This is a genomic window from Rhizobiales bacterium NRL2 (assembly GCA_001664005.1).
Taxonomy (GTDB): Bacteria; Pseudomonadota; Alphaproteobacteria; order Minwuiales; family Minwuiaceae; genus Minwuia.
Genome location: CP016093.1, coordinates 270121 through 291623, shown reverse-complemented (window position 1 = coordinate 291623; position 21503 = coordinate 270121). Strand labels below are relative to the sequence as shown.

19 protein-coding genes are annotated in these 21503 nt (G+C 68.9%); 11 read left to right on the top strand and 8 right to left on the bottom strand.

Annotated elements, in window-relative coordinates; translation table 11 throughout:
- Positions 1 to 155: 155 nt before the first annotated feature.
- Positions 156 to 1364: an acetyl-CoA acetyltransferase gene (locus TEF_01280; GenBank protein ID ANK79576.1), complete on the top strand. Its 1209-nt coding sequence runs from the start codon at positions 156 to 158 to the stop codon at positions 1362 to 1364.
- 116 nt (positions 1365 to 1480) lie between these two features.
- Positions 1481 to 2278 carry a hypothetical protein gene (locus TEF_01275; GenBank protein ID ANK79575.1) on the top strand — a complete coding sequence of 266 codons (798 nt, stop codon included), beginning with the start codon at positions 1481 to 1483 and terminating at the stop codon, positions 2276 to 2278.
- A gap of 154 nt (positions 2279 to 2432) precedes the next feature.
- Here the strand turns inward: TEF_01275 and TEF_01270 are convergent, their stop codons facing one another.
- Together TEF_01270 and TEF_01265 are read right to left on the bottom strand one after the other, a co-directional pair.
- Positions 2433 to 2924, bottom strand: coding sequence for a hypothetical protein (locus TEF_01270; GenBank protein ID ANK79574.1), 492 nt, complete (start codon positions 2922 to 2924; stop codon positions 2433 to 2435).
- Positions 2925 to 3006: 82 nt separating this feature from the next.
- Entirely contained in the window at positions 3007 to 3441 is a 435-nt protein-coding gene (locus tag TEF_01265) for a hypothetical protein (protein ANK79573.1), read from the bottom strand.
- 108 nt (positions 3442 to 3549) lie between these two features.
- Between TEF_01265 and TEF_01260 the strand changes: the two genes are divergently transcribed.
- The 3 genes from TEF_01260 to TEF_01250 all read left to right on the top strand — a co-directional run bounded on the left by TEF_01260 (position 3550) and on the right by TEF_01250 (position 6346).
- Positions 3550 to 4542, top strand: coding sequence for a hypothetical protein (locus TEF_01260; protein ID ANK83201.1), 993 nt, complete (start codon positions 3550 to 3552; stop codon positions 4540 to 4542).
- On the top strand, positions 4539 to 5480 hold the full coding sequence (locus TEF_01255) for a hypothetical protein (protein ID ANK79572.1): 942 nt from the start codon (positions 4539 to 4541) through the stop codon (positions 5478 to 5480). Before TEF_01260 ends, TEF_01255 begins: the two co-directional genes overlap by 4 nt.
- A gap of 242 nt (positions 5481 to 5722) precedes the next feature.
- Entirely contained in the window at positions 5723 to 6346 is a 624-nt protein-coding gene (locus TEF_01250; protein ID ANK83200.1) for a hypothetical protein, read from the top strand.
- A gap of 162 nt (positions 6347 to 6508) precedes the next feature.
- Here TEF_01250 and TEF_01245 read toward each other — a convergent pair whose 3' ends face one another.
- Together TEF_01245 and TEF_01240 are read right to left on the bottom strand one after the other, a co-directional pair.
- On the bottom strand, positions 6509 to 7453 hold the full coding sequence (locus TEF_01245; protein ID ANK79571.1) for a hypothetical protein: 945 nt from the start codon (positions 7451 to 7453) through the stop codon (positions 6509 to 6511).
- On the bottom strand, positions 7453 to 9192 hold the full coding sequence (locus tag TEF_01240) for an amidohydrolase (GenBank protein ANK79570.1): 1740 nt from the start codon (positions 9190 to 9192) through the stop codon (positions 7453 to 7455). Before TEF_01240 ends, TEF_01245 begins: the two co-directional genes overlap by 1 nt.
- 210 nt (positions 9193 to 9402) lie before the next feature.
- Between TEF_01240 and TEF_01235 the strand changes: the two genes are divergently transcribed.
- Together TEF_01235 and TEF_01230 are read left to right on the top strand one after the other, a co-directional pair.
- Positions 9403 to 9969, top strand: coding sequence for a hypothetical protein (locus tag TEF_01235; GenBank protein ANK79569.1), 567 nt, complete (start codon positions 9403 to 9405; stop codon positions 9967 to 9969).
- Between the two features lie 103 nt (positions 9970 to 10072).
- On the top strand, positions 10073 to 12385 hold the full coding sequence (locus TEF_01230; protein ANK79568.1) for a carbon monoxide dehydrogenase: 2313 nt from the start codon (positions 10073 to 10075) through the stop codon (positions 12383 to 12385).
- Between the two features lie 185 nt (positions 12386 to 12570).
- On the opposite strand, the gene TEF_01225 is transcribed toward TEF_01230, so the two are convergent.
- From TEF_01225 to TEF_01215, 3 genes are read right to left on the bottom strand one after another with little or no spacing between them, the layout of a single operon-like run.
- Positions 12571 to 13254 carry a hypothetical protein gene (locus tag TEF_01225; GenBank protein ID ANK79567.1) on the bottom strand — a complete coding sequence of 228 codons (684 nt, stop codon included), beginning with the start codon at positions 13252 to 13254 and terminating at the stop codon, positions 12571 to 12573.
- Positions 13255 to 13258: 4 nt separating this feature from the next.
- A complete protein-coding gene (locus TEF_01220) occupies positions 13259 to 15130 on the bottom strand; it encodes an adenylyl-sulfate kinase (GenBank protein ID ANK79566.1) in 1872 nt (623 codons plus the stop codon).
- Between the two features lie 25 nt (positions 15131 to 15155).
- Entirely contained in the window at positions 15156 to 15950 is a 795-nt protein-coding gene (locus TEF_01215; GenBank protein ID ANK79565.1) for a sulfate adenylyltransferase, read from the bottom strand.
- Positions 15951 to 16160: 210 nt separating this feature from the next.
- On the opposite strand from TEF_01215, the gene TEF_01210 reads away from it, so the two are divergent.
- A complete protein-coding gene (locus TEF_01210) occupies positions 16161 to 16907 on the top strand; it encodes a hypothetical protein (GenBank protein ANK79564.1) in 747 nt (248 codons plus the stop codon).
- A 33-nt stretch (positions 16908 to 16940) separates the two neighbouring features.
- Here the strand turns inward: TEF_01210 and TEF_01205 are convergent, their stop codons facing one another.
- Complete coding sequence (locus tag TEF_01205; protein ANK79563.1) at positions 16941 to 17711, bottom strand: hypothetical protein; 771 nt, start codon at positions 17709 to 17711, stop codon at positions 16941 to 16943.
- Between the two features lie 105 nt (positions 17712 to 17816).
- On the opposite strand from TEF_01205, the gene TEF_01200 reads away from it, so the two are divergent.
- From TEF_01200 to TEF_01190, 3 genes are read left to right on the top strand one after another with little or no spacing between them, the layout of a single operon-like run.
- Positions 17817 to 18374: a hypothetical protein gene (locus tag TEF_01200; GenBank protein ANK79562.1), complete on the top strand. Its 558-nt coding sequence runs from the start codon at positions 17817 to 17819 to the stop codon at positions 18372 to 18374.
- Positions 18375 to 18423: 49 nt separating this feature from the next.
- A complete protein-coding gene (locus TEF_01195) occupies positions 18424 to 20985 on the top strand; it encodes a leucine--tRNA ligase (protein ID ANK79561.1) in 2562 nt (853 codons plus the stop codon).
- Positions 20972 to 21493, top strand: coding sequence for a hypothetical protein (locus TEF_01190; GenBank protein ANK79560.1), 522 nt, complete (start codon positions 20972 to 20974; stop codon positions 21491 to 21493). The genes TEF_01195 and TEF_01190 overlap by 14 nt, the downstream gene beginning before the upstream one ends.
- Positions 21494 to 21503: the final 10 nt, after the last annotated feature.

Sequence of the window (21503 nt, the reverse complement as noted above, 5' to 3'; positions counted from 1 at the left end):
CGAGTGGCCCACCGGCCATCGGGGATAACATCACCGCGGGGCCCCCGATCATTTCTCAGCCCGTGTGACGCATGCACCGTTCCGCCCGGCGCGGCGATATGATACACATGCGAACGAAATTTCATCGGCCGCTGTTTGACTGGGGAGAACGCCAAATGCCGTCGGGTATCCGCGACAAGGTCGCCATTCTGGGGATGGGTTGCTCGAAGTTCGGGGAGCGCTGGGACTGCGACGCCGACGACCTCATTGTCGAAGCCTATGAAGAATGCCTCGCCGACGCCGGCGTCGAGACCAATCAGATCGAGGCGGCGTGGTTCTCGACCGCGCTGGAGGAGATCCACGTGGGCAAGTCGGCCCTGCCGCTGGCGACGGCGCTGCGCCTGCCCTACATCCCGGTGACCCGGGTCGAGAACTACTGCGCTTCGGGCACCGAGGCCTTCCGCGGCGCGGTCTATGCCGTCGCCTCCGGAGCCGCCGACATCGCGCTGGCCTGCGGCGTCGAGAAGCTGAAAGACACCGGCTATGGCGGCCTGCCGCAGAACATGGCCGGACCCGTCGCCAACATGTACTGGGCCAACGCCTCCGCGCCCGGCTCCTTCGCGCAGCTTGCCTCCGCCTACAGCAAGAAGCACGGCGTCGCGGCCGACGACCTGAAGCGCGCCATGGCCCAGGTCTCGGTCAAGAGCCACGCCAACGGCGCGAAGAACCCCAAGGCCCATCTGCAGAAGGCGGTCGACACCGACACGGTGCTGAACGCGCCGATGGTGGCCGAGCCGCTGGGCCTCTACGACTGCTGCGGCGTCTCCGACGGCGCGGCGGCGGCGATCGTCTGCACCACCGAGATGGCCGAGAAGCTGGGCCGCAAGCGCGCCGAGATGGTTTCGGTCAAGGCGCTGCAGCTCGCCGTCTCCAACGGCCTGGAGGCGAGCTACAACGACTGGGACGGCAGCTATTTCCTGACCACGCGGCACGCGGCGAAGCGCGCCTATCAGGAAGCCGGCATCAAGGACCCCCGCAAGGAAGTCTCGATGTTCGAGTGCCATGACTGCTTCTCGATCACCGAACTGGTGACGGCGGAGGACCTGTTCATCTCGAAGGAGGGCGAGGCCTGGAAGGACTTCCTCGACGGCTTCTTCGACGCCGATGGCGGCGTGCCGGCGCAGATCGACGGCGGCCTGAAGTGCTTCGGCCACCCGATCGGCGCGTCCGGCCTGCGCATGCTCTACGAGATGTACAATCAGCTTCTCGGCCGCGCGGGCGCGAGGCAGCTTGACGATCCCACCATCGGTCTGACACATAATCTGGGCGGGTTTCCGCATCAGAACGTGTCGTCCATCGCGATCGTCGGCCTGCACGGAGCCTGACCGGCGGAGGGGACACCAGAGGGGCGCGGCCGCACAGGGGCGGCCGGGTCCGCATGCGAACTGTACGATCAACCGCTCCCGAAGAAGCGTTCGGTATCCTGTGGAGTCAGACAACGATGAACGTACGTAGTTTCCTCGCCGCGGCAGCGGTCGCCGTGCTGGCCGGGTTCGGCACAGCGCAGGCCGCCAACATGGACGTCTGCCAGCAGTCCCAGAACTGGGACGCGCGGGTCAAGGCCTGCACGGCCCTGATCGAAACGGGCGACTACAAGGGCGTGATGCTGGCGACGCTGTATTCCAGCCGCGGCCACGCCTACAACAAGAAGAAATACTATCACCTCGCGCTGCCGGATCTGGACTCGGCCACCCGCCACGACCCGGCCAACGGGCTGCACTTCCACCGCCGCGCCGTCTCCCTGATGGAACTGAACCGCTCCGGCGAGGCCCTCGAAGACGTCGAGCGCGCCCTGGAGCGCGGCCACGAAACCGACGGCGTCTACCTTTCCCGCGCGGTCGCGCTCTCGCGTCTCGGCCGCACCGACGCGGCGATGAAGGCCTATGAGGTCTCCATGAAGAAGGAGCCCAAGCTGGCCGACAGCTTCTACTGGCGCGGCTGGGAGCTGGCCCGGCTGGGCCGCGACCAGGAGGCGCTGGCCGACTTCAGCAAGGCGATCACCCTCAACCCGACCCATCGCAAGGCCCTGATCAACCGCGCGGGCGCGGCCTGCCGGGCCGGCGAGCCCGAGATCACGGTGAAGGACAATGTCGACCTGATCTCCCGCGGCGTCATCCGCGCGACGGTGGCGCAGAGCTATCTGAAGCGCGCCGGCTACTACAAGGGACCGATCGACGGCGCCTTCGGACCCGGTTCGCGCGGCGCGCTGAGGGCTTGGGCGGAAGCCGGCTGCCCCTGAGGGGCGTTATCGCCCGGAAGTCATGCCCAGGCGTTGCCCACCGTGACGTCATCCCCGACGGCCCGAAGCCGGCCGGGCGCACCTCCTGAATCGATCACCGAGTCCTGCGCGGCGCGTAGCACCGGTGCGGGGCCGGATTCCGACGACGCGCGCTCTACTCCCGGAAGCGGTAGACCGAGAGCACGTGGCTGAGGCGGCCATCGGCCTCGCCCTCGCCATAGGGCAGCATCAGCATCTCGGCATCGGCCAGGGTTTCGCCATCGTCGGCGTAGACGATGTCGACCAGCACCGGCCTGGGCCGCTGCACCACGTCGAAATAGACCGGCGCCAGCACGCGGGCCACGCGGCGCGTCGCCGACAGTTCCCCGATGCCGTGGCTGGTGGGGTTGAAGTCGCCATTGCTGGCGATGAAGCCGTCGCCGGCGATGCGGTGGATCAGATCCTCGCCCTCGCGCTTCAGCAGCAGCACGCTGTCCAGCAGCCGGCCGAGCCGCGCCGGATCCAGCGTGCGCCGGTCGGGCAGCGGCCCGCCGCCCGCGCGCCACATCTCGATGGCCGGGGCGAAATGCCCGTGGGCACGGGCCAGGGCGTCCTCGCCTTCGGCCAGTACGGTGACGTAACGGCTGCTGTGCTCCGGCAGTTCCACTACGGGATAGCTCCTTCGCCCTGTCGCATTGTTGCGGAATCGGGACGGCTGGCAATAGTCGGTTGAGAAGTCGAACAACCCGTTAACGGATGCGGCCCAGCAGATCGAGCAGCCGCGCCCGCTCTTCGGCCGACAGCCGGCGCAGCATGTGGCCCTCATGTTCGGCGATGGCGCGGCGCACCTCGCCCACCCGTTCGGCCCCGCGCGGGCTGAGATGCAGCTCGTGGGAGCGGCGGTCGCGGGGGGAGGGGCGGCGCTGCACCAGCCCCGCTTCCTGGAGGCGGTCCAGCACGCCGACGATGGTCGAGCGGTCGACGTCCAGCGCCCGGGCCAGGGCCGACTGGCTGAGCCCTTCATTGTTGGCGATCAGCTCCAGCACCCCGAATTGACCGGGCGTGATCCCCAGCCGGCCGACGCTGTCCGCGAAATCCTTGAACACGGCGATCTGAGCCTGACGCAGATTGTAGCCCACGAGTGAGGGCAGGATGCCCCGGTTCAATTCCTGACGCTTGATCATGAACGCACCTTGAACGATATTGTTGGGTAACCAAACAATAATTCCCGGGGAGCGTCCGTGGCCTTCACCGTCCGCATCGCCAATGTCGAGAAGACCATCGACGTGGACATGGGGGAGACCATTCTCCAGGCCGCGCTTCGTCACGGCATCGCCTATCCGTGCGGTTGCCAGTCCGGGAACTGCGGCGCCTGCAAGTCGGCGCTGGCTTCGGGCGAGGTCGAGATGGCGCCCTTCTCCGAGTACGCCCTGACCGGCGCCGAACAGCGCCAGGGCCTGATTCTGGCCTGCCGGGCCGTGCCCTGGTCCGACGCCGAGGTGACCTGGCAGGATCAGGACGAGACCGTCGCCCATCCGCTGCGCAAGCTGGACTGCGCCGTCGAGAGCGTCGAGGCCCTGACCCACGACACCGCGCGGGTCCGGCTGGAGATCCTGGCCGGCGGGCCGTTCGACTTTTCCGCCGGGCAGTACGCCTCGGTCCGCTTCGAGGGCGGCTGGCCGGCGCGCGACTATTCCATGGCCAACAGTCCCGACGAGCCGGCGCTGGAGTTCCACATCCGCGATTCGGGCGAGGGCGGGGTCAGCAGCTTCGTCCGCCGCGACCTCCGGCCCGGCCACCGGGTCCGCGTCGAAGGCCCGCTCGGGGTCTCGTATCTGCGCGAGAAGCATACCGGTCCGATCGTGGCGGTCGCCGGCGGCTCCGGCCTCGCCCCGATCCGCGCCATCGTCAGGCGCGCGGTCGATGCCGGGTTGGGTCAGCCGATCCGCGTCTTCGTCGGCGTCCGCGACGAACGCGACGTCTACATGGAAGACGAACTGATGGCGCTGGCCGGGACGCACGGGGACATGTCGGTGAGCTTCGCCCTGTCGGAGCCGTCCGGCCCGACGGCGCGGCGCACGGGGATGATGATGGACGTGCTGCGCGCCGACCTGATGCGGCAGTTCCCGCTGGACGGCTGGAAGGCCTATCTGGCCGGCCCGCCGGTCATGGTGGAGAGCTCGGTCGAGGCGCTGGCCGACATGGGCCTGGCGAAAGCCGACTGCCACGCCGACGCCTTCTACAGCGCCGGCGAACTGGCCGAACAGGAAAGGAAGCGGGCATGAGCGCAAGCCTGGAGGGACGCGTCGCCATCGTCACCGGCGGCGGCCGGGGCATCGGCCTCGCCATCGCGCGGGGCCTCGCCGAGGCGGGCGCGAAGGTGCTGATCGCCGATCATGGCGGCGGCATCGCGGGCGAGGGCGGCGACCCGGACGTGGCCCGCCGGGCCGCAGGCGAACTGGGGGCCGATGCAGCCGCATTCACCGATTCCATCGCCAGCCCCGGCGCAGCGCGGCAGGCCGTCGACATGGCCGTGGACCGCTTCGGCGGCCTCGACATCGTCGTCAACAACGCCGCGATCCTGCGCGACGCCTTCATCTTCAAGGCCGATCCGGCGGACTGGGAGGCGGTGATCCGCACCAATCTGTCGGCGGCCTTCTACCTGATCAACGCCGCCGCGCCGATCCTGCGCGAGAACGCGAAGACCGGCCGGGGCGGGGGCGACAGCTACGACCGGGGCCGCATCGTCAACATCGTCTCCACCGCCGGGCTCTACGGCAATTTCGGCCAGTCGCCCTACGCCTCCGCCAAGGCCGGGCTGGTCGGCCTGACCCGCGTCGCGGCGATGGACCTCGCCCGCTCCGGCATCACCGCCAACGCGCTCGCGCCCTTCGCCCGCACCCGGGTCACCGACATCATCCAGCCCGCCAACGACGCCCAGGCGTCCTACAAGGAACGCGCGCTGAAACTCGACCCGAAGCACGTCGCCACGGCGGTCGCCTGGCTTTGCGGCCCGGCGGCGCAGGATGTCTCCGGGCAGCTGTTCGGCGTGCGCGGCCGCGAGATCTTCCTGTTCAGCCAGCCCCGACCCGTCGCCCGGCTGGTGAAGGAGGACGCCGACTGGACGCCCGAAAGCCTGGCCGAGGCAGCGCAGGCCTTCGAAAGCGACTACACGCCCCTCGAAACCGATCTCGAGGCGTTCAATACCGAGCCCTTCGTCTGATGCCGGCGGCTCCGGATCGCTTCCGTAACCTTTGCCGTCACCCCCGCCCTGTGCGGGGGTCCGGACGACCGTTCCGGCCACGCCGCGACGAAGGATGTTTCGACGCAAACCGGATGCCCGCACAAGGCGGGCATGACATCTCCGTGGAGGACTGAGCCATGACCGAGATCCCGCAGGTCAAGACCGCGGCCGAGCTGAAGGGGCTCGACCCGGAATATGTCGAGGCGCTGGAAAAGATCGTCATCTCCCACGCCGTCAACGAGCTGCACGGCGCGCGCGTCTTCGACGAGCCCGCCATCGCGCTGGCGCCGACGCCCTACGCCAAGTGGCTCACCTGCCGGGTGGCCATGGAGGAGTACGGCCATCACGTCCGCTTCCGCGAACTGGGCGAGGAAATGGGTATCGAACCGGCGCGCATGGTGCCCGAAAGCGGCAAGCGCCCGCTCTCGATCTTCGAATTCCCGCTGGAAACCTGGGCCGAGTTCTGCGTCATCAAGCTGCTGGCCGATCTGGCGGAGATCATCCAGGTCGAGGATCTCGCCATGTGCTCCTTCCACCCGCTGCGCAATCTCGCCCGGATGACCATGCCGGAGGAGCGCTTTCACGCCCAGTTCGGCAAGGATTTCACGAAGGAGATGCTGGAGACGGAAGAAGGCCGCACGGCCATCCAGGACGCGGTGAACCGGTATTATCCCTATCTGCCCGCCTTCTTCGGCCGGCCGAAATCGAGGAACAACGAGATCTTCCGCAAATGGGGGATCAAGCAGCGCACCAATGCGGAGATGCGCGACGACTATGTCCGCCGCGCGACGGAAGTCTGCCAGGAGCTGGGCCTGACCCTGCCCGACGTCGAACTGGCGGCCTGAAGCGGCACAAGCGCCAGGTCGAGCCATTCAAACCTCTGACGCCCTTGGACCCCGGATCGCCGTCCGGGGCAGGCTTGATCCAAGGGCCCAGCGAACCGAAGGACTGGGTCCTGGGGTCAAGCCCCAGGACGCCAGCTCTCCTGAACCTCCCCGGCCCCCGTCTCAGTACCCGCGCGCGAGGTCGACTTCGGTCTTCAGCGGCTGGCCGGCCTCGAAGGCCCCGACGTTGTCGGCGAACAGCCGGCTGATCCCGCCCATGTAGTCGGGGAAACCGCCCGCGACATGGGGCGTGATGATCAGGTTCGGCGTCGTCCAGAGCGGGCTGTCGGCCGGCAGCGGTTCCTGCGCGAAGACGTCGAGCGCCGCGCCAGCAAGGTGACCTTCCTCCAGCAGCTTCATCAGCGCCGCCTCGTCCACCTGCCCGCCGCGGCCCAGATTGATGACGTAGCTGCCGGGCTTCATCGCCCGCATCAGTTCCTCGTCGATCAGGTTCTCCGTCTCCGGCACCAGCGGCAGGATGGAGACGACGACATCGGCATCGGCCACGGCCTCTTTCGTCTGCTCCGCGGGCCAGATCCGGTCGACATGCGCCACTTCGCGCGGGCGGCGCTGGGTGCCGGTGACGCGCATGCCCAGCGCGGCACATTTCGCGGCGGTGGATTCGCCGATCCGGCCCAGCCCCAGGATGCAGACCGTGGCGCCGCTGGCCGAGCCCGGCATGTACTGCCGCCAGGTGGCGGAGCGATGGCCGGTGACCGCCCAGCAGGCGCGCTTCAGGCACATCAGGATCAGGGTCAGGGCGTATTCGCCCATGGGTTCGGCGGCGAGGCCGGCGGCGTTGCAGACCTTCACGCCGTCGGGCAGACCGTCCATCGGCACCAGATGGTCGATGCCGGCGCCGAAGCTCTGCACCAGCTTCAGCCGCTTCGCCTTCGCCCAGTGGCCGCGCGGCGGTTTCAGGCACATCAGATATTCGGCCTCGCCCAGCCCCTCGGCGAACTCGGTCTCGCTGTCCAGAGTGATGATTTCCGCCCCGGGGAAGACCGCCTGCAGCGGCTCTACGATACGGTCGTTGAACTTGGAGTAGACATGCACGCGCGACGGCATCAGGCGGCGCTCCTTGCGAGAGGGGCGGCCTGCGCGCCGCGGATCAGGCGGCCGGGCAGGGCGCCCGTGGACTCCCCGTCGCGCCAGGTGACCTGGCCCGCGACGATGGTCGCGTCATAGCCGCTGGCGCGCTGCATCAGCCGCCGCCCGCCGGCCGGCAGGTCGTAGAGCACTTCCGGGCGGTGCAGGGTCAGCCGCGCATGGTCGATGACGTTGAGGTCGGCGCGGTAACCGGGCCGCAGCAGACCACGGTCCAGCAGGCCCACCGCCTCGGCGGTGTCGCGGCACTGCGCCTTGATCACCCATTCCAGGTCCAGCTTCGGTCCGCGTTTCCGGTCGCGGGTCCAGTGGGTCAGCATGGTGGTGGGAAAGCTGCCGTCGCAGATCAGGCCGACATGCGCCCCGCCGTCGCCCAGGCCCGGCACGGTATTGGGATCGGTCAGCATATCGAAGCTGGGCTGCAGGTCGCGGCCGGCGAAGTTGAGGAACGGCACGTAGAGCATGCCCCGGCCGTGATCGGCGGCCATCATCTCATAGGCCAGCGCCGCCGGGTCGACGCCCTGACGCGCCGCCATCGCGCCGATGGAGCGGTCCGGCGCCGGTTCGTAGTCCGGCGGGTCGCCCAGCGGGAACATGTTGTCGTAGTCGGCCAGCGTGTGGCGGGCGAAGCCGGAGCGCTTCTCCGGCGCGCCGGCCAGCAGCTCGCGGCGGAAATCGTCCGTCTGCACCAGCTTCAGCCGCTCCGCCACCGGCAGGGCCGCCGCCCGGTCCCAGGCCGGGAAGTCGCAGAACGGGTTCATGGTCAGCTCGAAGCCGAAGATGATGCCCACGGGCCGGCCGCAGACCTGCGCCCGGATGGGCAGGCCGTCGGCCGCCGCCTGCCCGATCATGTCCAGCGTCGTCCGCCAGGCCTCCGGCGCGCGGGCGTTCTGCGCCAGCGAGACCGAGAGCGGGCGGCCGGACTCGGTGACCATACGGCGGAAGATCGAGAACTCCTCCTCCCGGTCCTTGAGGTCGGAAACCACCTGCAGCACGCCCCTGCCGGCGGCGCCGAGGCTGTTGGCGATGCCGACGAGTTCGTCCGCTTCCGCCGTCAGCGTCGGCGTCGGCTGGCCATCGCTGGTGCGGTGGTTGAGCGTCCGGGAGGTGGAGAAGCCGAGCGCCCCGGCCTCCACACCCTCGCGCGCCAGCCGCGCCATTTCGGCGATGTCTTCCGCCGTCGCCGGCTCCCGGTCGGCGCCGCGCTGGCCCATGACGTAGACGCGCAGCGCCCCGTGCGGCACCTGAGCGGCGAAGTCGATGTCGTGGGGGATGGATGCGACCGCATCCAGATATTCCGGCAGGCTTTCCCAGTTCCAGGGCAGGCCCTCGTCCAGCACCGCGCCGGGGATATCCTCGACGCCCTCCATCAGGCGGATCAGCCGGTCATGGTCCTCGGCCCGGCAGGGCGCGGAGCCGACCCCGCAATTGCCCATCACGGCGGTGGTGACGCCGTGCATGGACGACGGCGTGAGATGCCGGTCCCAGCTCGCCTGGCCGTCATAGTGGGTGTGGATGTCGACGAAGCCGGGCGTGACGATGCGGCCCTTCGCGTCGATTTCCTCCGCGCCCCGGCCGGCGACATCGCCGACCGCCGCGATCACGCCGCCGTCGATCGCCACATCGGCCTCGAAGGGCTTCACGCCCGAGCCGTCGACGACCGTGCCGCCGCGGATGACCAGATCGTGCTTCGCGTCCATGCCAGTCTCCCCTGATCCCAATCAGCGGAGGAGATTAGTGCAGCCGGCCCGCACTGCGAAGGGCGATCACTGTCCACCCGCCATGCGCATGGCGGACCTGCCGGGAGTTGCGGCCGGGGCGGTTTGACAACCCCCGCGCGGGCCGCCACGATCCTCCGACGCCCCGAGGCAGCGCAAAGCGGCGGCGCCCGAACCGCCGGAGAGACCCCGATGACGCAGCCGCCGGAACGACTGATCCAGGATCTGGCGCGCGGGCGGCTGACGCGGGAGAGCGCGCCGGAAATCTGGGACGCCCTGCACGGCCCGTCGGCGACGGTCTTTCCCGACACCGCGGAGCTGCCCTACCGGCCCCTGGCCGTGGTCCACGAATACTGGAAGGACATGACCCGGATCGACGGCGTGGCCCAGCAGCTCCGCATCGAACCGGAGCGGATCGTCGGCGCGCTGGGCTATGTCATGCTGGTCGATGCGCTGGAGGGCGGGGAGGGGTTCCGCTATGCGCTCTACGGCTCGCGCATCGCCAGCGTGGCGGGCTTCGACATGACCGGCCGGCTGGTGACCGAGGTCCCGACAACCCTGCCGACGCGGCTGTTCTTCGTCGCCTGCTACATCGCCGTCCAGCGCCACCACGCACCGATCTACACCGTCCACCAAGCCCCGGACGACATCATGATCGGCAGCTGGCACCGCCTGATGCTGCCGCTGGGGGAGGGCGCCGAGGTGCGCCGGCTGCTGGTCTGCAACGTCCCCGTGGACCCCCATGGCCGGCCGAAATGACTGCCCCCGCGGCATGAACATCGCCCCGCCCCCTGTTCGCCGGCGGCCGCGTGCTCCATAATCAGGGCCAAGAGGCAGCAGTTCGCATCGGGGAGGCGGAAACATGAAATTCGGCATTGGCGACGGCCCGCGGCGGGTCGAGGATCCGGTCCTGGTGCGCGGCCAGGGACGCTACACCGACGACGTGCACGTGGAGGGCGCGCTGAAGGGCCATGTCTTCCGCTCGCCCGTGGCGCACGCGACGATCACGAAGCTGGACGTCGAAGCGGCCCGCAGCGCGCCCGGCGTGGTCGCGGTGCTCACCGGCGAGGAACTGACGCAGGACGACGTCAAGCCGCTGGCCTGTCTCACCGATATCCGCAATGGCGACGGCTCGAAGCATCCCAAGCCGCCGCGCCACATCCTGGCGAAGGACAAGGTGCGCCATGTCGGCGAACCGGTCGCCTTCATCATCGCCGAAACGCTGGCGCAGGCGCGCGACGCCGCCGACCTGATCGAGTTCGACTTCGACGAACTGCCCGTGGCCACCGGCACCTACGAGGCCACGCTGGACGGCGCGCCGCAGGTCTGGGAGGAGGCGCCGAACAACGTCATCCTGGACTACGAGAAGGGCGACAAGGAGGAAGTCGCCGGCATCTTCGACAAGGCCGCAAAGGTCTCCAAGGTCCGCATCATCAACAACCGTCTGGTCTGCAACGCCATGGAGCCGCGCGCCGCGGTGGCCGAGGTGAAGCCGGGCGACGGGAAGATCACCCTCTACGTGCCCAGCCAGGGCCCGGCCATGCAGATGCAGCAGCTCTCGGCCATGCTGGGCATCGACATGAAGAATCTCCGGCTGGTCACCGGCCATGTCGGCGGCGGCTTCGGCACCAAGGCGTTCCTCTATCCGGAGGCCTGCCTGACGCTGTGGGCGGCGAAGCGGCTGGGCCGCTCCGTGCGCTGGACCGGCGACCGGGGCGAGATGTTCGTCTCCGACAGCCAGGGCCGCGACCACGTCACCTTCGTGGAGGTGGCGATGGACGAACAGAACCGCTTCCAGGCGCTCAGGGCGACCACCTATGCGGCGCTGGGCGCCTATCTGGCGAACTTCGCGCCCTTCATCCCGACCGACGCATGCGCCGGCATGTACACCGGACTCTACAAGATCCCGAAGATGTACCTGAACGTGAAGGGCGTCATGACCAACACCGTGCCGACCGACGCCTATCGCGGCGCGGGCCGGCCGGAAGCCGCCTACATGATCGAGCGGCTGGTGGAGCAGGCGGCGAAGGACGCCGGCGTCAGCTCCGACGAGATCCGGCGCATCAACTTCCCCAACGCCGACGAGATGCCCCACACCATGGGGCTGGGCGACGTCATCGATTCCGGCGACTTCACCGGCCTGATGGAAGACGCCATGAAGGACGCCGGCTGGGCCGGTTTCGCGGAGCGCCGCAAGCAGTCGGAAGCCCGCGGGCGGCTGCGCGGCATCGGCATGGCGACCTATGTCGAGCGTTGCGGCGGCGGCGCCGGGGTCCCGGCGCGCCTCAGCTTCGAGGAGAAGGGCAAGGTCCGGATCTATTCCGGCGGCCTCGATTCCGGCCAGGGCCACGCCGTCTCCTACGCCCAGATCCTGTCGCAGAAGCTGGGCATCGACGCCGAGGACATCGAGCTGATCCAGGGCGACACCGACCGTTCGCCGCCCGGCTTCACCGGCGGCTCCAAGTCGATCCCCGTGGGCGGCGCCTCGGTGCTGGACGCGGCCGAGAACGCCCTGGAGAAGGGCCGCAAGGTCGCCGCGAAGATGCTGGAGACGGCCGAGGTCGACATCGAATTCGCCGACGGCCGCTTCTCGGTCGCCGGCACGGACCGGGGCATGTCCCTCTACGAGGTCGCCGAGGCGGCGAAGGACCCGGCCAACCTGCCCGAGGGCGTGGAGCCGGGCCTGGACAACGAGCAGAACCACAACAACGAGAAGCCGACCTTCCCCAACGGCTGCCACATCTGCGAGGTCGAGGTCGATCCGCAGACCGGGCAGGTGGAACTTCTGGACTACACCGTGGTCGACGATTTCGGCGTCACCCTGAACCCGATCCTGCTGGAGGGCCAGGTGCATGGCGGCATCGTCCAGGGCATCGGCCAAGCCTGGCACGAGCACACGGTCTATGACGAGGAGAACGGCCAGCTGCTCTCGGGCAGCTTCATGGACTACCAGATGCCCCGGGCCGAGGATTTCCCGGCGATCCGCTTCCGCACGCGCAATGTCCGCTGCACGACCAATCCGCTGGGCGTGAAGGGCGCGGGCGAGGCGGGCGCGATCGGCGCGCCGCCGGCCTTCGTCAACGCGGTGCGCGACGCCGTCGACGGCAAGGGCAATCTCGAGGGCCTCGAGATGCCCCTGACGCCGATGAAGGTCTGGACCGCGCTGCACGGCTGAGGCCGCGCCGGCATTCCATCGCGTCACCCGCCCCGGGACTTGATCCCGGGGTCCAGCGGGATGCGATGGTGCTTGTCTCCGGCCCGAACTTCACCTTTTCGGCAGCAGCGCCGTTGTGGGTCCCGGGGTCAAGCCCCGGGACGTCATCTGCATCCGGGTCTTCCCGGAACGCGCGCAACGCGGTTTCAGAGCGCCTTGCCGGTGAAGGTGGTGCGTTCGCTGATCTCGATCATGTTGCCGTCCGGGTCGCGCAGGAAGCCGAAGCGGACAACGTCGCCCAGTTCGCGCAGCGGCGCGCCGATCGCCGCGCCCTTGGCTTCCGCCTCCTGGAAGGCCGTCTTCGCGTCCGTGACCTGGAAGGTGATGTAGCGGAAGCCCGGCCCGCGCCAGTCGGCGTCGTCGATGACCCGGACCTCCCCCGGCTGGATCAGGATGCGGCCCTTGCCGTGGCGGAAGACCTTCGGATCGCCGAGCTGCTCCAGACCGATCACATCGCGGTAGAAGCGCATGGTCGCTTCCGGGTCGTTGGCCGAGAGCTTGAGCGCATAGCCGTCGATGCCGTCCTTGCCCGCCGGGGCGAGCGTCACCCGGTTGCCGTCCGGGTCGGTTTCCGAATGGGTGCCCGGGCGTCCCGCGACCGCGACGATCAGCTCCGCATAGCCCGTCGGCGGCATCGCCGGCAGGGGGTCGCGGGCATGGTTCATCTTCAGGATCGCGTCGTGGAGATGGTGGCGGTGCTGCTGCACGCCGCCGCCCAGCTTGCCCATGTGGTCATATGCCAGCCCGACGGTCTTCCCCCAGAAGTCGAGCTGGGGCTCGCGGGCGTTGGAGAACAGGCCGATATCGAAGCCGGCGCGGGCGAATTCCATGATGTCACCTGGTCCGCGTGAAGGTCTCCTCGACATAGGCCATCAGCTTGTCGAGGCAAGCGTCCACCGGCAGCGCCGCGGTGTCGACCGACAGCTCCGCCGCCTCCGGCGCCTCGTAGGGCGCGGAGACGCCGGTGAACTCCTTGATCTCGCCGGAGCGCGCCTTCTGGTAGAGGCCCTTGGGATCGCGCGCCTCGCAGGTGGCGACATCGGCCTCGATGAAGATCTCGTGGAAATCGTGGCCGGCCGCCTGGCGCGCCCGGTCGCGGTCGGAGCGGTAGGGCGAGATGAAGGCAGTGATGACGATCAGCCCCGCCCGGGCCATCAGGGCGGCGACCTCGCCGACGCGGCGGATGTTCTCCGCGCGGTCTTCGGGACTGAAGCCCAGATCGGCGTTGAGGCCGAAACGGACATTGTCGCCGTCCAGTACGTAGACCTGGTAGCCAAGATCGAAGAGCCGCCGCTCGGTGGCGACCGCCAGCGTCGACTTGCCCGCGCCCGACAGGCCGGTGAACCAGAGCACGCCGCCCTTGTGGCCGTTGCGCCGGGCGCGGTCGGCGTCGGTGATATCGTGCATCACCTGGGTGATGTTGGAGGCGCGCTTCGTGATCATCTGGCGCTGGTCGGCATAGCCCTCCATGGAGACGATGCCGCCGCCGGAGATGTCGTAGCCGTCAATCAGCACGAAACGGCCGGTCTTCTGGTTGTCGCGGAACTCGTCGAGCGCCAGCATCTTGCGCGAGCGCACGGTGATCTCGGCGACGGCGTTGCGTTCCACCGTCTCGCCGGCGCGCTGGCTGAGGTCGCCGGTGTCGATGACGTTGTCGATGGACTGCACGGTCACCGGCGCCTCGGTGTTGGCCAGCTTCATGCGGTAGGTCTTGCCGGTCTTCAGCGGCTCGCGGCCCAGCCAGAAGACATGGGCGCGGAAGACGTCCGTCTCTATCGGCGGGTGGGCCTCGTGGCTGGCGACATGGCCGCGCTCGACGAAGATCTGCTCGTCCAGGGTGATGCCGATGGACTGGCCGGCCGAGGCCTTCATCGGCGGCGCCGGCGCGTTCCAGGCCTCGATGGACTTGACCCGCACGGTCTTGTTGGTGGGGCTGAACAGCAGCGTGTCGCCGACCCGCAGCGTGCCGCTCTCGATACGGCCGGCGACGATGCGGCGGTCGTCGAACTTGTAGACGTCCTGCACGGGAAAGCGCAGCGGCTGGTCCGTCGCCGGCGCCGGCACGCGGAAGCCGTCCAGGGCGTCCACCACCGATGGGCCGGGGTACCATGGCATGTTGTCCGACGGCCCGACGATCAGGTCGCCCTCCCGGCCCGAGACCGGAATGACGTGGTCGGGGCTGACGCCGATGCTCTGCAGATAGCCGCGGATCTCGCGCTCGATGGCGTCGAAGCGGTCCCGGGAATAGCCCACCAGGTCCATCTTGTTGACGCAGACCGTGACCTGCGGCACGCCCATCAGGTGCAGCAGGTAGCCGTGGCGGCGCGACTGTTCCTGCACGCCTTCATTGGCGTCGATCACCAGGATGGCGGCGTCGGCCGAGGCCGCGCCGGTGATCATGTTCTTGAGGAATTCCTTGTGGCCCGGCGCGTCGATGATGACGTAGTCGCGCCTGGCCGACTTGAACCAGATCTGGGTGGTGTCGATGGTGATGCCCTGGTCGCGCTCGGCCTGCAGCGCGTCCAGCAGGAAGGCGTACTCCATCGGCATGCCGCGGCGCTCGCACATGCGGCGGATGGATTCGACCTTGCCCTCGGGCAGGCTGTCGGTGTCGTGGAAGATGCGCCCGACCAGCGTCGACTTGCCGTGGTCGACATGGCCGACGAAGACGATCTTCAGGAAATCGCGGATATTGCCGTTGGTCATCTGACTGTTCCCCTCTCGCCGGCGCCTACATGTACCCGTCGGCGCGCAGGCGCTCGAAGGCGTCCTCGGCCTCGTGGTCCATGGCGCGCCCGGCGCGCTCGGGGATCTTCGTGGTCCTGAGCTCCTCGATGATCTCCTCGATGGTCGTGGCGTTCGAGGCGACGGGACTGGTGATGTCCTTGTCGCCCAGACTGCGGTAACGCTTGCCGTCCTTCGCGAAGTACAGGTCGATGACCGGGATCTTCTCGCGCTGGGTGTAGAGCCAGATATCGACCTCGGTCCAGTGCAGCAGGGGATGGATGCGGATGTGCGTGCCCGGCGGGAATTCGGTGTTGAACTGGTCCCAGAACTCCGGCGGCTGGTCGCGGAAGTTCCACTGCCCGCCTTCGCCGCGGGGGCTGAAGACGCGCTCCTTGGCGCGGGTCGCCTCCTCGTCGCGGCGGATGCCGGCGAAAATGCCGTCGAAGGGGTTCTCGGCCAGGAAGCGCTTCAGTCCCTCGGTCTTGCGCGCCGCCGAGCGCGCCGCCGGCGGCAGGCTCGGGTCCATCTCCTCGATCGGCGGGCACTCGCCGCGCAGGAAGGTCAGGTCCCACTCCTTGGCGTAGCGGTCGCGGAAGTCGTACATCTCCGGGAACTTCTTGCCCGTGTCCACGTGCATGACGGGGAAGGGCACGCGGCCGAAGAAGGCCTTGCGCGCCAGCCAGATCATGACGTTGGAGTCCTTGCCGAGCGACCAGAGCATGCCGACCCGGTCGAGCCGGTTGAAGGCCTCGCGGAAGATATAGATGCTCTGGCTCTCCAGCTGGTCGAGATGGTCCATTCGGGCGGCTCCGTGGTCGGGTTCCGTGTTGCGGCGCGGAAGACAGAGACGAGTGCAAGGAGCGTGTCAAGCGCCGGGGTGCTGTCTGCGTCACATAGAAGCCATTTTTTCTGTGGGAAGCCTTTTGAATACCTCCATTTCAACTGTGAAATAGGCTATCATGGCGCCGTTCGGCCCGTTTGCGGGCCCGTGACAGAGGGGGACACGCCGATGATCATCGGAAAACCGCTCGCGGCGATCGGCTTCGCCGCCGCGATGGGCGCCGCCGCAGCATGGGCGGCGGACACGCACTGGAGCTACGCTGGCGCGGACGGCCCGGCGCAATGGGCGGCGCTGTCGGAGAGTTTCGCAGCCTGCGGCGGCGGCGTGCAGCAGTCGCCGGTCGACATCGTCGAACCGGATTCCGTCGAGGCGGAACTGGAGGAAATCGAGCTCGCGTGGAACGCCGGCGCGGCCTGGACTGTGCTGAACAACGGCCACACGATCCAGGTCCAGGCGCCGGACGCGGGCCACGCCGTGATCGACGGGGAGCGCTTCGATCTGCTGCAGTTCCACTTCCACAGCCCTTCCGAGCATGCCATCGATGGCGAGCGCTGGCCCATGGAGGTCCATTTCGTCCATGCCGCCGAGGACGGCCGGCTGGCCGTGATCGGGGTGATGATGTCGGGCGGCGGCGCCAACGGCCTGTTCGAGCGGGTGATGGACGCTGCCCCGGCGGCCAAGGGCGAGGCGGCGCTGGGCGCGGCGGACGCGCGGGCGCTGATGCCCGGCGACGACGATTTCTTCCGCTATCAGGGTTCGCTGACGACGCCGCCCTGCTCGGAGATCGTGCTCTGGTCGGTCATGGAAGGATCGGTCGCGGTGTCCGACGGGGCGATCGCGAAATTCCGGGATATCCACGCCATGAACGCCCGGCCGCTGCAGCCGCTCAACCGGCGCTACGTGCTGCAGGACTGAATCCCGTGCCGTGCGGCGGAGCCGACGGCCGCCTCAGAACTGGATGCGGGTGCCCAGGAAGATCAGCGCCGCGCGCTGGCTGTCGCTATCCAGGCTGGAGATGTCCTCCTGGTCCCAGAGCTGGACGCCGCCGACGAGGTTGACCGAGCGCGAGACGTTCCACACGCCGCCCAGCTCCACCGCGTCGGAGATCGCGGTCAGGCGCTGCTGGTCGCCGGAAAGCGAGCGCATGTACTGCATGCCGACACGCCAGTCCTCGCCGCCATAGCTCATGCCCAGCCGGTAGTCGCGGACACCTGCGCCCTCGGCCAGCCGCCATTCGCGGGCCATGTCGGCGCCGAAGCTGAAACCGGCATAGTCGATGCGGCCGCCGACGCGCCATTCGCCGCCGCGGCCGTCGTCCGGCGCGGCCAGGGCCAGCGGCCCGGACGCCGGTGCGCCGAGCGACAGGCCCTGCGCCTGCAGGCCGGAAATGCCGACCCGGTCGCCGCGCGCGTCGCCGACACTGCCGAAGATCTGATAGCCGACGCCCGCGGCCTGATCGCCGAAGTCGAGGCGGACGTCGGGCATATCCTCGGCATGAGCCCGGTCGGCGTCGAGATTGAGGTTGAGACCGCTGGCGCGCGGCGTCATCGACAGCAGTTCGTCCAGCGTCGCCGCGGCCGGCGCATTCTGCACGGACTCGCCCTTCGCCGGCGCCTGAAGGTTCAGTCGCAGCGTGCCTTCCTGCGCCTGGACGGCGGCGCCGGCGGCGCACGACAGGCCCAGGCCGATGGCGAGGATATGGCGGTTTGAAAGCGGCATGGCGTATCGAGGATTCCGCGTTGCGTGTTAACAGCAGGTTATTATGGCTGAGCGGGGCGTGAATCAATTGACAATTCCGTGGCGGGACGGCGTCGCGGCGCAGTTGTGCGCGGCGCGGGGCTCGGATATGAAGGCGCCATGATCCCGTTCGTGACATCCCTTCGGCCGCGTCGCGCGGTCGCCGGCCTGCGCCGGGCGGCGTTCGCCGCCGCGCTCGCCATGGTTGCGTCTGCCTGCGGCGTCTTCGGCGGCGACGACGAACCGCCGGCTCAGCCTGTTTTGAATCAGACGGTTATCCCGCAGCCTTCGAGCGGCGGCGGAGCCGCGGGTTCGGAAGCGGTGCCGGCCAATCCGTTCATGTGGCAGGCGACGCTGGAAACCATCGGCTTCATGCCGATCCTCGAGCTCGACGATCTGACCGGCGTGATCGAGACCGGATGGTACATTCCGCCCGGCGCGCCGACCGAAAGATTCCGCGCCAACGTGGCATTTTCATCACGCGCGCTGCGGGCCGAATCCATGGAACTGACGATGGAGCGCCAGGAACTGGACGACGCCGGCAACTGGCGCGAGGTGCCGGTCTCCCCGGCGGTCCCGACCAATCTGGTGGATTCGATCCTGGCCCGCGCCCTGGTGCTGCGCCAGGAGTCCGGCAGTCTCTGAAGCCCCGTCCGGGGCGCCCATCCCTTCCGCTTCTTCAGTTCCCGAACGCATGACCGAGATCAACGAGAGATACAATCCCGCCGAGGTCGAGCCGCGCTGGCAGGCCGCGTGGGACAGCGGCCAGTGCTTCCGCGCCGCGACCGACACGTCGCGCGAGAAGTATTACGTGCTGGAGATGTTCCCCTATCCCTCGGGGCGCATCCACATGGGCCATGTGCGCAACTACACGCTGGGCGATGTGGTCGCGCGCTACAAGCGGGCCCGCGGCTTCAACGTGCTGCACCCCATGGGCTGGGACGCCTTCGGCCTGCCGGCGGAGAACGCCGCGCGCGACCAGAAGGTGCATCCGGCGGAATGGACCTATCAGAACATCGCCAACATGAAGGCGGAGCTGAAGTCCATGGGCCTCAGCCTGGACTGGTCCAGGGAATTCGCCACCTGCGACGCGGACTACTACCGCCACCAGCAGAAGCTGTTCCTGGACTTCCTGAAGCAGGATCTGGTCTATCGCCGGGAAAGCTGGGTCAACTGGGATCCGGTCGACCACACGGTGCTGGCCAACGAGCAGGTGATCGACGGCAAGGGCTGGCGCTCGGGCGCCCCGGTGGAGAAGCGCCGGCTCACCCAGTGGTTCTTCCGCATCACCCGCTATGCCGAGGATCTGCTGGCCGAACTGTCGAACCTGGAGCGCTGGCCGGACCGGGTCCGCGCCATGCAGACCCAGTGGATCGGCCGGTCGGAGGGCCTGCGGATGACCTTCGATTTCGCGGGCGGCGGCCCGGCGGAAGGTCTCACGGTCTACACCACCCGCCCCGACACCATCTTCGGCGCCAGCTTCATGGCGGTCGCCGCCGAGCATCCGCTGGCGCAGCAGGCAGCGGCGGAGAGCGCCGAAGCGGCCGCCTTCGTCGAGGAATGCCGGCGCATGGGCACCTCCGAGGAGGAGCTGGAGCGCGCCGAGAAGCGCGGCTTCGACACGGGCCTGCGGGTCAGGCACCCCTTCGTCGAGGGCGAGACCCTGCCGGTCTACATCGCCAACTTCATCCTGATGGAGTACGGGACCGGCGCGATCTTCGGCTGCCCGGCCCATGACCAGCGCGACCTGGATTTCGCGCGCAAGTACGGCCTGCCCGTTGTGCCTGTCGTCTGCCCGCCTGACGCCGATCCGGCGAGTTTCGAGGTCGGCAACACGGCCTTCACCGGCGAAGGGCGGCTGATCAATTCGGATTTCCTGGACGGGCTGAGCATCGAGGAAGGCAAGGACGCCGTCGCGGGCCGGATGGAACAGGCCGGCCGCGGGGAGCGCACGGTCAACTTCCGCCTGCGCGACTGGGGCCTCAGCCGCCAGCGCTACTGGGGCTGCCCGATTCCGGTGATCCACTGCCCGTCCTGCGGCGTCGTGCCGGCGCCGGCGGAGCAGCTTCCCATCGAGCTGCCGATGGACGTGACCTTCGACAAGCCGGGCAACGCGCTTGACCGGCACCCCACCTGGAAGCACGTCGCCTGCCCCGACTGCGGCGCGGACGCCGAACGCGAAACCGACACGATGGACACCTTTGTCGATTCGTCGTGGTACTTCGCGCGCTTCGCCAGCGCCGACGCCGGGACCGAGCCCGTGCGTCGCGCCGACGCCGACTACTGGCTGCCGGTCGATCAGTATATCGGCGGCATCGAGCACGCGATCCTGCACCTGCTCTATTCGCGCTTCTTCATGCGCGGCATGACCGCGACCGGCCATACCGACCTTTCGGAGCCCTTTGCGGGGCTGTTCACGCAGGGCATGGTCGTGCACCGGACCTACCGCGCGGCGGACGGGCGCTGGCTCTATCCCTCCGAGGTGGAGAAGGGCGCCGACGGCGCCTGGCGGCATGTGGAGACCGGCGAGCCGGTGACCGAGGGCGCGCTCGAGAAGATGAGCAAGTCGCGCAACAACACCGTCGACCCGGGCGCGATCATCGACCGCTTCGGTGCCGATACCGCACGCTGGTTCATGCTCTCCGACAGCCCGCCCGACCGCGATCTGGAATGGTCGGACGAGGGCGCCAACGGCGCCTGGCGCTTCCTGCAGCGGGTCTGGCGGCTGGTCCGCACCGCTGCGGCCGGCGACGCCGGGGCGCCGGACCCCGGTCACGACCTGGTCCGCGCCGCGCACCGCGCCATCGAAGGCTTCACCGGCGATCTGGAGAAGTTCCACTTCAACCGCGGCGTCGCCCGCGTCCACGAACTGGCCAACGAGATCGAGAAGACCGGCGGCGACAGTCCGGCCGACCGGGCCGCGCGGCGCTTCGCCGTGGAAACCATCGTGCGGCTGATGGCGCCCATGACCCCGCATCTGGCCGAAGAGTGCTGGTCGGCGCTGGGTCATGCGGGCATGATCGTCGACGCGCCCTGGCCCGAGGCGGATCCGGCCCTGGTGCGCCAGGAGACCGTCGCCATCGCCGTTCAGGTGAAGGGCAAGAAGCGCGCGGTGATCAACATGGCCCGCGACGCCGACCCGGCCGAGGTGGAGGCCGCGGCGCTGGCCGAGCCGAACGTGCAGCGCGCCATGGAGGGCAGGACCGTGCGCAAGGTGGTGGTGGTGCCGAACAGGATCGTCAATGTCGTCGTCTGAGCGCCGCATCGCGCGGCGCGCCGCGCTCGGCCTCCTGGCGCTGGGCGCGCTGGCGCTGGCGGGCTGCGGATTCCAGCCGGTCTATGCGCCCGGCGGCGCGGGCGATGTGCGCGGCCCGCTCTCCCGCCTCGAAGTGCAGGAGCAGAAGGGCAACGCCGCCTTCGCCACCCGCAACGCCCTGCTCGACGCCCTCGGCGCGCCGGACAAGCCCGCCGACCCGGAACATTTTCTCCGTCTCGAGGTGCTGGAGGATCGCGAAAGCGCCGGCATCCAGGCCGACGAGACCGTCTCGCGCATCAATGTCAGCCTGACCGGTCACTGGTGGCTGCTGGCCGCCGACCGGGAGAGCGTGCTGGACAGCGGCTCCGAGCGCCGCACGGTGTCCTACAACGTCGTCGATGACGAATACGCCACCCTGATCGCGGGCCGCGAGGCCTCGGAACAGGCCGGCCGGCTGGTCGGCGAGGCCATCCGCACGCGGCTGCTCTTCCACTTCACCCGCAACTGAGAGCGGCGCC